The organism is Enterococcus sp. 4E1_DIV0656 (genome assembly GCF_002140695.1).
In the GTDB taxonomy this organism is placed as follows: Bacteria; Bacillota; Bacilli; order Lactobacillales; family Enterococcaceae; genus Enterococcus_D; species Enterococcus_D entomosocium.
This window is the reverse complement of the sequence record NZ_NGLF01000001.1, coordinates 2,542,813-2,556,220: the sequence shown is the minus strand read 5'-3', so window position 1 is coordinate 2,556,220 and position 13,408 is coordinate 2,542,813. Positions and strand designations below refer to the sequence as shown.

Here is a 13,408-nt window from a genome sequence, read left to right as displayed (position 1 = left end):
CTATACCAACGTCAAAAAAACCTCCCATAAAACGAAAACCACCAGCACAACCGATTGGTTCTACTGGCAGCCCTCCTTTTTTTCAGTTTGTGTTATGCACAGAAATATTCTTTACTTCATCGCCTTTGATGAGTTGCTATATTGCAAGGCTTTATCGCCGATATCGTTTCGGTAATATAAGCCAGATAAAGACAACCTGCTGATTGCTTCATAGACGTTCTTTTGTGCAGCAGCTAAATTCTCAGCTGATGCTTCCACAAGAAAAACGCGCCCACCAGCTGCCGTCAAACCACCTTGGTCGGCAGCTTCATCCACTCCTGCATAAAAAAATTGCGTTCCTTCTCCTTCAGGGCTTGGGACAGGCATTCCTTGCTGATACTTGCCTGGATATCCTTGAGAGGCAATCACGACACCGATCGAAGCCGATTGATTCCATTGGATCGTAGGTACTTGGTCCTGTAAGAGATCATCAATGATCTGGGCTAGACTGCTTTCTAAACGACTTAACACGACTTGTGTTTCTGGATCGCCGAAACGCGCATTGAATTCGATGACTTTCGGTCCATCATTGGTAGCAATCAGACCTGCATAGAGAATCCCCGTAAACGGTGTATTGTTGCGAATCATCCCTTTTGCTGCAGGAAGTAAAACTTCTGCTACCGCTTGATCGACCATTTCTTGCGGAATCTGCGGTACCGGCGTATAAGCCCCCATACCTCCTGTATTCGGACCTAAATCGCCATCGAAGGCACGTTTATGGTCTTGGGCAATGACCATTGGATAGACGGCTTCGCCCTTCACAAATGCCAATAGCGAAAACTCCTCGCCAGCCAAAAACTCTTCGATCACCACTTTTGCACCACTTTCACCGAAAGCATTTTGCTCCAGCATCGCTTCGACTGCTGCGTTTGCTTCTTCAATGGTTTCCGCGACAACCACGCCTTTGCCCGCCGCTAAACCATCTGCTTTGATGACGATTGGCGCACCTTTACGTTGGATATAGGCTTTTGCCTGGGCACTATCTGTAAAGCTTTGATAGTCTGCTGTTGGAATGTGATTGGTTCGCATCAATTCTTTGGCAAACTCTTTTGATCCTTCAATCATCGCTGCTTGGCGATTGGGGCCAAAAATTTCCAAGCCCGCCCCCTGAAAATCATCTACGATGCCATTTAGCAACGGAACTTCCGGACCAACGAAGGTCCAATCAACCTCCTGCTCTTGAGCAAAAGCAATTAGACTTTCATGATCGGACTCTTCAATTGCGACTGTCTTAATCCCGTCTTTTCGCATACCGGGATTGCCCTTCGCACAAAAGACTGTTTCCACTTGAGGATCCTGCAGAAACTTTTTTGCGACGGCATGCTCTCTACCGCCACTACCAATAACAAGTATTTTCATCGTCTTCTCCTATTTCTTAGTGTTTAAAATGACGAACACCAGTAAAGACCATCGCCACACCGTATTTATCTGCCATGTCGATCGACTCTTGATCTTTGATACTGCCACCAGGTTGAATAATCGCTTTGATTCCTTGTTGCGCTGCATATTCAACACTGTCATCCATTGGGAAAAAGGCGTCGCTTGCCAGCACTGAACCAGCCAGTTTATTGTTTTCACGGGCTTGTTCGACGGCGATTTTCACCGAACCCACGCGGTTCATTTGACCAGCGCCGATCCCGACGGTTTGCTGTTGATTGGCTAAAACGATGGCATTAGATTTCACGTGTTTCACCGCTTTCCAAGCAAAAGCCAAAGCTGCGCTTTCTTCTGTTGTTGGCTTTCTCTTTGTCACCACGGTCCAATCTTCTGGTGTTTCCATTTGATCATCTGGTTCTTGCACCAATAAGCCTCCAAGGACAGAGACAACTTCTGGCTGTTTGGCTGCTTTTTCGAAATCAACAACCAGCAGGCGCAGATTTTTTTTCTTCGTTAAGATTTCTAGTGCTTCTTCTTCAAATGCAGGTGCAATGATGATCTCAAGAAAAATCCGCTGCAGTTGCTCCGCAGTTGCCACATCAACTGGACGATTCAAAACAATGATCCCGCCAAAAATCGACACTGGGTCTGCTTCGTAAGCTTCTTGGAAAGCTTCAGCAATCGTTTCTCCACTTCCGATTCCACAGGGATTCATGTGCTTGAGGGCTACTGCAGTTGGCTCTGTAAATTCTTCTGCGATCCGCAAGGCAGCGTCAGCATCTTTAATGTTGTTGTAAGACAATTCTTTGCCGTGGATTTGTTTTGCGCTGGCAATCGAATAGGGCACGGGTAATGCATCTTGATAGAAGGAAGCTTTCTGATGACTATTTTCACCATAACGCAATGTTTGTTTCAAAACATAGGTTTTCGTCAAGGTCTCTGTTTCTGTTTCAGCCACCGCTTTGGTCAAGTATTCACCAATCAAGGCATCGTAAGCGGCGGTATGGCGGAAGACTTTGGCAGCTAATTTCTTTCTTGATGCCAACGTCGTATTGCCTTCCTTCAGCTCAGTTAAAACCCAGTCGTAATCCTCGGGATCAACGACAACAGTTACTGAGGCATGATTTTTCGCCGCAGAACGTAGCATGCTTGGTCCGCCGATGTCGATATTTTCGATTGCGTCGGCTTCTGTGACGTCAAGCTTACTGATGGTTTCTTTAAATGGATAAAGATTGACGACAACAAGGTCGATCGGTAAAATGCCATGCTCAGCCATTGCCTCCATATGAGAAGGCAGATCACGCCGTCCTAACAGACCACCATGCACCCGTGGATGTAGCGTCTTGACCCTACCATCCATCATTTCAGGAAATTCTGTGACTGCTTCGATGCCGATCGGTTGAAGCCCCGCTTGTTCCAAGGCCGTTTTTGTCCCGCCAGTTGAGATAATCTCAAATCCTAAATTGGTCAATTCTTGGACAAATGGTACGAGTCCTTCTTTGTCAGACACACTGATTAATGCACGTTTATTCACGATTCGATAGCCCCTTTTCCACGATTTCAGCTAAAACAGCTGGATAGATTTGATGTTCTACTTGATGAATTTTTTCTGTCACATTTGCTAATGTATCGTCGGTGTCGATCCGAACGATTTCTTGGGCAATGATTGGCCCTGTGTCAATGCCGGAATCGACATAATGAACCGTCACTCCCGTCACTTTCACGCCGTAAGCGAAGGCATCGGCGATCCCAGATTTACCTGGGAAACTCGGCAACAAGGAGGGATGGATATTGATGACTCTGCCTTCATAAGCGGATAATAGAGTGTTGCCGATGATTCGCATATACCCTGCTAAAACAATAAAATCGATGGCATGATCATGCAATTCTTCGATCAATTTATTTTCAAAGGCTGCTTTTGATGCAAATGCCGCTGGCTCTATGACAAGCGTTTCATAGTCTCTCGCGCGGGCTTTTTCTATTACTGGCGCTGTAGGTTTATCGGAAAAGACCAACCCGATCTGCGCTCCTTTGATTTTATTTGCTTGGATCGCATCGGCGATTGCTGTAAAATTGCTGCCCGTTCCAGAAGCAAAGACGGCGATCCTCATCGGACTGCCTCTTTGAAGCAAACGGCTTCGTTGTTACGTTTGGTCACTTTACCGATCCGGTATGCTTGTTCTTCATTGGCGGATAGAAGTGCCATCACAGCCGCAACATTTTCTGGCGCAACGGCTAAGACCATACCGATACCCATATTGAAAATCTCGAACATTTCTTGATGAGGAATCGCGCCATGAGTAGCGATCATATCAAATATTGGCAACTGCGGCCAAGTGTCTAAGGCGATTTCTGCCGCAAGTCCTTCAGGCAGCATCCGTGGGATATTTTCAACAAAGCCGCCACCAGTGATATGAGAAATTCCAGCTAACAATCCTTCTGTCAATAAAGGTTTCAGTGCATCAACGTAAATTCTCGTTGGCGTCAATAAACTTTCTGCAAGCGTTTGGTTACCAAGTTCCGCAAACGTTTCTGCTCCTGTATAGCCATGCTGTTCAAAAAAGATTTTTCTGACTAAAGAGTACCCATTGGAGTGAATGCCTGAAGAAGGCAAACCAATCAGCTCATCGCCTTCTTTAATGGTTTCTCCAGTGATCAAGCGACTTTTTTCGACGATCCCTACGGCGAAACCAGCAAGATCATATTCTTCTGGCTGATACACCCCCGGCATCTCAGCGGTTTCCCCACCAATCAGGGCAGCCCCCGCTTGCACACAGCCCTCTGCGACACCAGCAATGATTTGTTCGATCTTTGCCGGATCGTTTTTACCAACTGCAACATAGTCAAGGAAGTAGATAGGTTCTGCCCCTTGAGCGACGATATCATTCACGCACATCGCGACGCAATCAATGCCGATCGTTGCGTGCTGTTCTTGTTGGATCGCCAACAAAAGCTTGGTTCCTACACCATCAGTCCCAGAAACAAGTACCGGTTCTTTTAATTGGTACGATGATAAGTCAAAACAGCCACCAAAGCCCCCGATTGCCCCCATCACGCCTAGCCGTTCTGTTCGTTTCACATGCTTTTTGATCCGTTCGACTACTTCATAACCGGCTTCGACATCGACACCGGCTTTTGCATATGCATTTGCCACGTTCGTTCCTCCTCAATCATTCATCCGCTTTTCTTCATTCAGCTCATTCGTCGTTAACGCAAGTAAACCAGCTGCCCTTCACTGCTTCGTTTGAAAAGCCATTCTTGCCTACTATTTATTCAGCTTATTCAGCTAAAGACGCGAGATAGTTTTCTTCATAATCATACAAAGGGGTTGGATAATCGCCATTGAAATAGGCCATACACAATCCTGAGTAAGGTGCGTCGAAATCTAAACCGATCGCTTCGATCAACCCGTCTTCACTTAAAAAGGCCAAAGAATCTGCTTCGATTTTTTCACAAATCTCAGCTTCCGTATATTTGGCTGCGATCAATTCTTTTCTCGTTTGAATGTCGATCCCGTAAAAACATGGATAGCGCAAAGGCGGCGAACCGATACGCACATGAACTTCTTTGGCACCTGCCTCTTTTAGCAGTTGCACGATACGGCGGCTGGTGGTTCCTCGGACGATCGAATCGTCGACTAGAATCACTCGTTTGCCTTCGACTACGCCACGAACAGCTGAGAGCTTCATTCGCACGCCTTGCTCTCTTAACTCCTGTGTCGGTTGAATAAACGTTCGTGCAATGTATTGATTTTTTACTAAGCCCAATTCATAAGGAATACCTGAAGCTTCTGCGTACCCGCTGGCAGCAGATAAGGATGAATTCGGTACACCAATGACCATATCCGCTTCGATCGGCGCCTCTTTTGCCAAGCGACGGCCCATATTTTTACGGGCACGATGAACATTGACGCCAGCGATGTTGGAATCAGGACGGGCAAAATAAATAAACTCCATCGAACAAATCGCCGGTTGTACTTCTTGGGTATACTGCTCGATTTGAATGCCTGCATCATCAATGATCACGACTTCGCCCGGTCGGACATCACGAATAAATTCCGCACCGATGACTTCCAACGCACAGGTTTCTGAAGCCACCACATAAGCACCATTGACCATTTTCCCGATTGACAATGGACGAAAGCCATTGGGGTCTAGTGCTGCGATCATGGCATTTTCCGTCAGTAAAAGGTACGCAAATCCACCTTTAACTTGATTTAATGCCTCCTTGACCCGATCCATAAAAAGCGGTTCTTCGCTGCGACGGATCAAGTGCATGAGAATCTCTGTATCGGAATTCGAGTGGAAAATCGCACCAGCCTTTTCTAAGGATTTCCGTAGACTTTTCGCATTCGTCAAGTTGCCGTTATGAGCTAAGCCAATCTGCTGATCAAAAAATTTGAATAAAAATGGTTGAATATTATCAACGCTACCATTACCAGCAGTTGCGTAACGAACGTGACCAATGGCAGCATCTCCTGTCAGACGCTGGAGGACACGTTCATCCGAAAACACTTCCGCTAGCAACCCTAAATCACGGTGACCATTGAGTTTTCCCGCATCATTCGTGACGATCCCAGCACCTTCTTGGCCGCGATGTTGCAAACTGTGTAGTCCGAAGTAGGTGACACGAGCGGCATCTGGATGACCCCAAACACCAAAAACCCCACATTCCTCGTTGAGGCTCTTTACTTCATTAAACATGGAATGGCTTCCTCCCATTTCAATTTCGCCTCAGTAAGGGGCATCTCGATCGTATCATCTTGTGCTTGCATGCGAATCTGGCCATCAGCAGTCACTTCCCCGATCGCTATTGCAGCAGCACCTACCAGTGCTTCAAAAGCTGCTTGCTTATCAGGTGCGACTGAAAGCACAAAACGGGATTGGGTTTCTGAAAACAATTGTGCTGCTGGCAATGACACGGTCACATTTAGACCAAAGCCCTTGTCAAAAGCGGATTCGGCTAAAGCGATCGCTAAACCACCTTCGGCACAGTCGTGGGCACTTTGAACAAGACCTGCTTGGATCGCTGCGGTAACCAAATGTTGGTTCGTTTTTTCTGTTTCAAGATCAAAGGACATTAAACGCCCAGCGATCTTTCCTGTCTGCAGTTTTTGCAATTCAGACCCATTGAAATCAGCATGGGTTTCCCCTAGGACATAGATCACATCCCCTGCTGCTTGGAAATGCTGCGTCGTGATATGCGCCAGCTCTTCGATCAATCCGACCATCCCAATTACAGGCGTTGGATAGACCGATTGTCCGTCCGTTTCGTTGTATAAGGAGACGTTCCCAGAGATTACTGGTGTCTCTAGTACACGACAAGCTTCTGAGATCCCGTCAGCAGCCGTAGATAACTCCCAGAATCCTTCTGGTTTATCTGGCGAGCCGAAGTTAAGGCAGTCAGTGATCGCCAATGGACGCCCACCGGAAGCGACGATATTTCGAGCAGCTTCTGCAACTGCGATCTGTCCGCCGACTTCAGGATCTAAGTAAAGGTAACGAGCATTACAGTCAGTCGTCATCGCCAAGGCTTTATTGGTTCCCTTGATTCGTAAAACGGCCGCATCACTGCCGGGTCCTACCACGGTATTGGTACGAACTTGCGAATCGTAGGTTTCAAAAATCGAGCGTTTCGAAGCGATCGTCGGCTGCTGCAGCAGATCCGCAAATACAGACGTTGCTGAATGAATCACTGGAACAAAGTCCGGTGTTTCCTTAAACACTTTGATCCGTGCTGGTTCTGCCATCTCTTTGTAGTAAGTCGGTGCATCTTCAGCTAAAGCATCCACTGGTAAATTAGCGACTTTCTGTCCATGATGGAACAAACGATAGTTGCCATCATCCGTCACTTCACCGATCACGACTGCTTCTAGATCGTATTTCTTAAAGAGAGCTTCCACTTCAGCTTCATGCCCTTTTTTGACACAGATCAGCATCCGCTCTTGGGATTCTGACAACATCATTTCATAAGGCGTCATATTGGTTTCTCGTTGTGGAACATCATCTAATGTTAAGCGCAAACCTGATCCGGATTTTGATGCCATCTCGGCACTAGAAGAAACCAATCCAGCAGCACCCATATCTTGAATTCCGACTAAAATGTCCGAATGATCCACGATCAATTCCAAACAAGCTTCCAACAAAAGTTTTTCCATAAAAGGATCACCGACTTGTACGGCGGAACGTTGTTGTTCTTCTCCTTCGACAAATTCTTCCGATGCAAAAGTCGCCCCATGTATCCCGTCGCGTCCTGTTTTTGCGCCGACATACATGATGGTGTTCCCAACACCTTTGGCCTGCCCTTTTTGAATATCCTTGTGGGCAATGATCCCTACACACATGGCATTGACTAACGGATTGCCTTCATAACAAGGATCAAATGCCACTTCACCACCGACGGTCGGAATCCCGATACAGTTGCCATAGCCACTGATCCCAGCAACGACTTCTTCCAAAAGATATTTCGTTCTTGGATTATCTAACTCACCAAATCGTAAGGAGTCTAAAACAGCAATCGGTCTTGCTCCCATACTAAAGATGTCGCGGATGATCCCACCAACACCAGTTGCTGCTCCTTCATAAGGTTCCACCGCAGAAGGATGATTATGGCTTTCCGCTTTAAATACGACAGCTAGATCATCGCCGATATCCACGATGCCCGCACCTTCTCCCGGACCTTGCAGTACTTGCGGCCCATCTGTCGGGAATTTCCGCAAAACAGGTTTGGAATTTTTGTAAGAACAATGTTCACTCCACATCACTGAAAAGAGTCCAGTTTCGGTATAGTTTGGTAAACGTCCCAAAATATCTTCTGAGATCATCCGATATTCTTCTTGGGTCAATCCCCATTGCTCGTATAATTTCGTATCTTTGATTTCTTGTGGTGTAGGTTCTTTTACGATCATTTTATCCATTTACCGGCACCTTCCCAAAATTTTTCAATAATGAAGCAAAAAACTTCTTGCCATCTTCTGAGCCTAATAAACTTTCCATCGCTCGTTCTGGATGAGGCATCATGCCTAGGACATTGCCTGCTTTGTTGCAGATACCAGCGATATTGTGTAGACTGCCGTTGACGTTATCTTCATAACGGAAAACGATTTGATTGTTGGCAACCAATTCCTGATAAGTCGTTTCATCACAATAATAATTGCCCTCACCATGAGCGACAGGAAGCGTAATGACTTGATCCGTTTCATATTCAGAAGTAAAAGCTGTTCGATTATTCACTTGCAGACGGACCGGCTTGCAAATAAAATGCAATGATTCATTTCTTTGTAAAACCCCTGGTAACAAGCCCGCTTCCGTTAAAATTTGAAACCCATTGCAGGTACCAAAGACAGGTTTGCCTTCATTTGCCAAACGAATGACCTCTGACATGATCGTAGAAAAACGGGCAATCGCTCCGCATCTTAAGTAATCACCATAAGAAAATCCTCCTGGAAGCAAAACACCGTCAAAACCGGCTAAGCTTTCTGCATCATGGCGCACATATTCTGCTTCTGCCCCCATGATATCTTTGATTGCCCACATCAAATCAACATCACAATTTGATCCAGGAAAGACGATCACTGCAAATTTCATAGGGCTGCTTCCTCCATTTGAACTATTTCATAACGGTAGGTTTCCATATTGACGTTTGCTAAAAGTTTGTCACAGATCGCTTCAATCTCCTCTGCTACTGCTGCTTGTGTTTGATTGTTGGAAGGTGTCACTTTGATTTCAAAGTATTTCCCGATGCGAATATCACTGACATCTTGATATCCTAAGCGATGAACAGCTCCTTTGACGGCTTCTCCTTGAGGGTCCAAAACAGATTCCTTATAAGTGACGTAAACTTTGACTAAATACATGTTGAATTCTCCTTTTCTAAACGATTTAAAACTTCTTCATAAACAGGAACGATGTCCCCTAAATCACGACGATAGACATCTTTATCAAGATGTTCATTTGTACCCATATCCCATAAGCGGCAAGTATCTGGTGAGATCTCATCAGCCAGGAGCAACTCGCCCTTCTTGGTTTTGCCGATCTCGATTTTAAAATCGATCAGTTGAATCTGGATACTTGCAAAGATTTCCAGTAACGCAGCGTTGACTTGTAGCGCCAGTTTTTTGATCTGGTCCAGTTCCTCTTTTGTAGCAAGACCCAGATAGAACACATGATCGTCATTGATAAACGGATCATCTAAGCGATCCTCTTTGTAGTAAAACTCCACGATCGGCTTTGGCAGTTTGGTTCCTTCTTCGATGCCCAAGCGCTTTGAAAAACTACCAGCAGCCGTATTGCGAACAACGACTTCTAAAGGAATCATGGTGACAGCTCGAATTAATTGTTCGTGTTTAGACACTAATTGAAGAAAGTGACTTGGGACATTTTTATCAGCTAAACGCTGAAAAAGATGCGCAGTGATCTGATTGTTTAGGGCACCCTTCCCTGCGACTGCATCTTTCTTTAAACCGTTCAGCGCAGTTGCTTGGTCCAGATAAAGGACTCTCAACACATCTTCTTCGTTGGTTTTAAACAATTTCTTGGCTTTTCCTTCATAAAGAAGCACTTCTGATTCCATATTCCACCTCAGTTAAGTATTATTTTTCACATAGCGATGACACACATCTTTATTTGTTTATTATTCTAACAACGCTGAAAAAGCGGGTCAACGATTATCTGTACATTTACACATTAATAAACACGAATGTTCGCCTTTTATCCCGTCAAGTAAGTTTACCTCTCCCGTTTGACTGGCGAAGGGTTTTATAAAGCGTTTACAACATTCTATTTTCATGCTATATTTAGGTCGTATTGTAGCTACATTCAAGGAGGAGTACTATATGTGGTCGCTAAAGAATCGTGCTGAACTTTTTTTAGCTCATCTAACAGACAAAGAAAAACAACATCTCCATAACGAATTATTGGCCGTGCAGCAAATCCTTTCCATTAACCAACAAACGAGTTTCTATGTATTCAGTCCCTTCAAAAAAGGGGCACGTCCTCACTATGCAGAAGAACAAAAAAGAGTTCTACAATTTCAAAATGGCCGCAATGACGAATTGATCATTCACCAGATACATCGTCAAAGCTTATTTAAACATACGTATTCTTTCCGTATTTATTTTAATTTAGAAGAAATGGACTTTTCTTTTTTAGACGATCTTTTGCATCTTTTGAAGGAACAAAGTCAAGCCCCTACCTTTAACTTAAGTCACGCTACGCACTGACGGGTGATCACTAAATAAAAATAAGATAAAAAAAACAAAAGCCCGAAATTTTACGGGCTTTTTTTGTTATACTGTTTTCAGACAAAAGAAAGGACACGATTATGCTATTTACAAAACAGTCATTTGATGCTTTTGCTTTAGAAACATTAGAAGAAAGAATGGAAAAAATCCGTTCAGAGATCCAGCCGGTTTTCCAAACCATCGGCGAGGCAGCGATCCCATTATTTGAAGAAAGCTGTCAAGACCCTTTTTATTTGCATATCGCACAGCATCGGCGTAGAACCGTCTACCCTCCTGCCGAAACGTGGGCGGGGATCGGCCCTAACAAGCGTGGTTATAAAATGGATGCCCACTTTCAAATTGGGATCAATCAAGAGTATGTCTTTGTTTGGCTCAGTGTGATCGATCAACCGAAAAATCAAGCAACGATCGCGGAATCTTGGCTGGCTCAAAAAGAATTATTTGATCAATTGCCAGCAGACTTTACGCTATCTCCTGATCATACCAAGTATGACCACTCTCCAATCGCTAAATGGCCAACCTACTTAGAACGATTACAGAAAGTCAAAAAAAGTGAACTTCAAATTGGCAAGATCTTTCCAAAAGAAATGATCGAAGACGTTGAAATGGCGGATATTTTAGCAGTTTATCAAACGCTGTTGCCGCTTTATCACGCCCGTTTGTCGGCACTAAAGGAGGAACAATAATATGTCAGAAAACCGGCGCTCTCGCAAAGAAAAACCAGCGAAAAAACCTAAGCGTTTCGTCTGGCTGGCACTCCCTGCCGCCTTATTAGTACTTGGTGGCGGTTATTATGGCTATACAGTCTATCAAAATCGACAAGAAGAAGCAGCAGCAAAAAAAGTCCTCAATTCCTTTATCGATGCTATATCTGATCAGAAGTACAGCGATCTATCTGCTTTACTGACCGAAGAAAGTTTGGAATCAAACGGCTTTACCGCAGACGAAGTCTCAGCAAAATACGAAGCGATTTTCACTGGTATCGGTGCCGAATCATTTAAAGCTTCAGGAATTGAGGTAACGCCCGATGATAAGGATTCCGATCAATTCAATTTCCAATACAACGGTTCCTTAACCACCTCGTTAGGTGAATTAACAGAGCTGTCTTATAGTGGCACGATTACTCTGACTGATGACCAAGCCAAGATCGATTGGTCGCCTCAATTGATTTTTCCGGGAATGGAAGGACAAGACAAAATCAGTATCTCTGTAGATAATGCCACACGTGGAGAAATCCTCGACCGAAATAATGAACCGCTAGCAGAAAATGGCACGCTCTATCAACTAGGCGTCATTCCTGGGCAGCTGGGTACGGGAGACGAAAAAACCGCCAATATCAAAGCAATCGCGGAGCGTTTTGACCTAACAGAAGATGCGATCGATCAAGCATTGGCTCAATCGTGGGTCCAAGATGAGTTGTTCGTTCCCTTAAAGATTATCGAACCAACCGATGAAATGCCAACTGGAACAAGTTTAAAAGAAACGACGGGACGGACTTATCCTCTTGGAGAAGCCGCTGCCCAGTTGATTGGTTATCTAGGGAACGTGACTGCAGAAGATATCGAAAAAGATGAAACACTAGCAAGTAACGGACAAATTGGTCGTAGTGGTCTGGAAGCTGCCTTTGACAAAGAGTTGCGGGGCGAAAATGGCGGAAAAATCGCCATCACTGATGAAGACGGTGCTGAAAAATCGGTTCTTTTAGAAAAAGAACGGGCAGATGGTAAAGATATCCAACTGACCATTGACGCACAAGCCCAAAAGACAGCTTTTGACGCCTTACAAAATCAGGCGGGCTCCACGGTCGTCACAGAACCAAAAACCGGTGATCTGCTAGTATTAGCCAGCTCACCAAGTTATGATCCCAATAAAATGACCCAAGGAATCTCACAAGAAGACTATGATGCGTATGAACAAAATGAAGCCTTGCCTTTCATCAGCCGCTTTGCTACGGCCTATGCGCCAGGTTCGACCTTTAAGACCATCACGGCAGCGATTGGCTTAGAAAACGGTACGATCGACCCTACCCAAAGTATTGCGATCGATGGATTGAAGTGGCAAAAAGACAGCTCGTGGGGAGACTACTTTGTCACCAGAGTCAGCGATGTAGCTTCTGTCAATCTAAAAGATGCACTGGTTTACTCTGATAACATCTATATGGCACAACAAACCTTAGCTATGGGTGAAGATGCTTTTCGTAACGGTTTGTCGAAATTGATTTTTGGTGAGACGTTGGATTTACCGATTGCGATGAATCCTGCTCAAATTTCCAATGAAGAGTCCTTCAACTCAGAGATTTTACTGGCAGATACCGGCTATGGGCAGGGAGAACTGTTACTGAATCCCATTCAACAAGCTGCTGCTTACTCGGTCTTTGCCAATCAAGGGAAGCTGGTCTATCCCCGTTTAGTGAAAGAGGCAGAGCAAAAAGACAAAGAAGTCTTTAAACCAGAGACGATTGAGCAAATCAATCAAGATTTGACAGCTGTTGTCTCAGATGCCAACGGAACGGCACACTCTTTGGCAGCGCTGAACATTCCGCTAGCTGCCAAAACAGGAACTGCTGAAATCAAAGAAAAGCAAGATGAAAAAGGCCAAGAAAACAGCTTCTTATTCACCTTCGATTCGCAAGATCAAGGATTTCTGATGGTTTCCATGTTAGAAGATCGCCAGGAAAACCAATCAGCAACTGGTTTAGCACCTGATCTATTGACCTACTTAGCTGAAAATTATTAAAAAAGCCGCAACCTT

Annotated in this window: 12 protein-coding genes; 3 read left to right on the top strand and 9 right to left on the bottom strand. The window is 44.8% G+C overall.

The window, feature by feature from the left end; genetic code table 11:
• Positions 1 to 111 precede the first annotated feature (111 nt).
• From purD to purC, 9 genes are all read right to left on the bottom strand, one after another.
• Positions 112 to 1,398 (bottom strand): phosphoribosylamine--glycine ligase, encoded by a 1,287-nt coding sequence (purD, locus tag A5882_RS12090; RefSeq protein WP_086317295.1) that lies wholly within the window; start codon positions 1,396 to 1,398, stop codon positions 112 to 114.
• Positions 1,399 to 1,414: 16 nt separating this feature from the next.
• On the bottom strand, positions 1,415 to 2,950 hold the full coding sequence (gene purH / locus A5882_RS12085) for a bifunctional phosphoribosylaminoimidazolecarboxamide formyltransferase/IMP cyclohydrolase (RefSeq protein ID WP_086372832.1): 1,536 nt from the start codon (positions 2,948 to 2,950) through the stop codon (positions 1,415 to 1,417).
• On the bottom strand, positions 2,943 to 3,527 hold the full coding sequence (gene purN, locus A5882_RS12080; RefSeq protein WP_086372831.1) for a phosphoribosylglycinamide formyltransferase: 585 nt from the start codon (positions 3,525 to 3,527) through the stop codon (positions 2,943 to 2,945). The genes purH and purN overlap by 8 nt, the downstream gene beginning before the upstream one ends.
• Complete coding sequence (gene purM / locus A5882_RS12075) at positions 3,524 to 4,570, bottom strand: phosphoribosylformylglycinamidine cyclo-ligase (RefSeq protein WP_086372830.1); 1,047 nt, start codon at positions 4,568 to 4,570, stop codon at positions 3,524 to 3,526. The genes purN and purM overlap by 4 nt, the downstream gene beginning before the upstream one ends.
• Positions 4,571 to 4,694: 124 nt before the next feature.
• Entirely contained in the window at positions 4,695 to 6,119 is a 1,425-nt protein-coding gene (gene purF, locus A5882_RS12070; protein ID WP_086372829.1) for an amidophosphoribosyltransferase, read from the bottom strand.
• The gene (purL, locus tag A5882_RS12065; protein ID WP_176462024.1) at positions 6,104 to 8,332 is read right to left on the bottom strand and encodes a phosphoribosylformylglycinamidine synthase subunit PurL; all 2,229 of its coding nucleotides are present in this window, start codon (positions 8,330 to 8,332) and stop codon (positions 6,104 to 6,106) included. Before purL ends, purF begins: the two co-directional genes overlap by 16 nt.
• Positions 8,325 to 9,002: a phosphoribosylformylglycinamidine synthase subunit PurQ gene (purQ, locus tag A5882_RS12060; protein WP_016613328.1), complete on the bottom strand. Its 678-nt coding sequence runs from the start codon at positions 9,000 to 9,002 to the stop codon at positions 8,325 to 8,327. Before purQ ends, purL begins: the two co-directional genes overlap by 8 nt.
• Positions 8,999 to 9,271 (bottom strand): phosphoribosylformylglycinamidine synthase subunit PurS, encoded by a 273-nt coding sequence (gene purS, locus A5882_RS12055; protein WP_005230018.1) that lies wholly within the window; start codon positions 9,269 to 9,271, stop codon positions 8,999 to 9,001. Before purS ends, purQ begins: the two co-directional genes overlap by 4 nt.
• A complete protein-coding gene (gene purC / locus A5882_RS12050; RefSeq protein WP_086372828.1) occupies positions 9,262 to 9,987 on the bottom strand; it encodes a phosphoribosylaminoimidazolesuccinocarboxamide synthase in 726 nt (241 codons plus the stop codon). Before purC ends, purS begins: the two co-directional genes overlap by 10 nt.
• 214 nt (positions 9,988 to 10,201) lie before the next feature.
• Between purC and A5882_RS12045 the strand changes: the two genes are divergently transcribed.
• From A5882_RS12045 to A5882_RS12035, 3 genes are all read left to right on the top strand, one after another.
• Complete coding sequence (locus A5882_RS12045; RefSeq protein WP_086372827.1) at positions 10,202 to 10,636, top strand: hypothetical protein; 435 nt, start codon at positions 10,202 to 10,204, stop codon at positions 10,634 to 10,636.
• 101 nt (positions 10,637 to 10,737) lie between these two features.
• Positions 10,738 to 11,343, top strand: coding sequence for a DUF1054 domain-containing protein (locus A5882_RS12040; RefSeq protein WP_008381464.1), 606 nt, complete (start codon positions 10,738 to 10,740; stop codon positions 11,341 to 11,343).
• Between the two features lies 1 nt (position 11,344).
• Positions 11,345 to 13,393 carry a penicillin-binding transpeptidase domain-containing protein gene (locus tag A5882_RS12035; protein WP_086372826.1) on the top strand — a complete coding sequence of 683 codons (2,049 nt, stop codon included), beginning with the start codon at positions 11,345 to 11,347 and terminating at the stop codon, positions 13,391 to 13,393.
• Positions 13,394 to 13,408: the final 15 nt, after the last annotated feature.

Coding starts and splice junctions, on each gene's coding strand:
- purD (WP_086317295.1), bottom strand. CDS start 1,398: ATGAAAATACTTGTTATTGGTAGTGGCGGTAGAGAGCATGCCGTCGCA.
- purN (WP_086372831.1), bottom strand. CDS start 3,527: ATGAGGATCGCCGTCTTTGCTTCTGGAACGGGCAGCAATTTTACAGCA.
- purF (WP_086372829.1), bottom strand. CDS start 6,119: ATGTTTAATGAAGTAAAGAGCCTCAACGAGGAATGTGGGGTTTTTGGT.
- purL (WP_176462024.1), bottom strand. CDS start 8,332: ATGGATAAAATGATCGTAAAAGAACCTACACCACAAGAAATCAAAGAT.
- purQ (WP_016613328.1), bottom strand. CDS start 9,002: ATGAAATTTGCAGTGATCGTCTTTCCTGGATCAAATTGTGATGTTGAT.
- purS (WP_005230018.1), bottom strand. CDS start 9,271: ATGTATTTAGTCAAAGTTTACGTCACTTATAAGGAATCTGTTTTGGAC.
- purC (WP_086372828.1), bottom strand. CDS start 9,987: ATGGAATCAGAAGTGCTTCTTTATGAAGGAAAAGCCAAGAAATTGTTT.
- A5882_RS12045 (WP_086372827.1), top strand. CDS start 10,202: ATGCTATATTTAGGTCGTATTGTAGCTACATTCAAGGAGGAGTACTAT.
- A5882_RS12040 (WP_008381464.1), top strand. CDS start 10,738: ATGCTATTTACAAAACAGTCATTTGATGCTTTTGCTTTAGAAACATTA.
- A5882_RS12035 (WP_086372826.1), top strand. CDS start 11,345: ATGTCAGAAAACCGGCGCTCTCGCAAAGAAAAACCAGCGAAAAAACCT.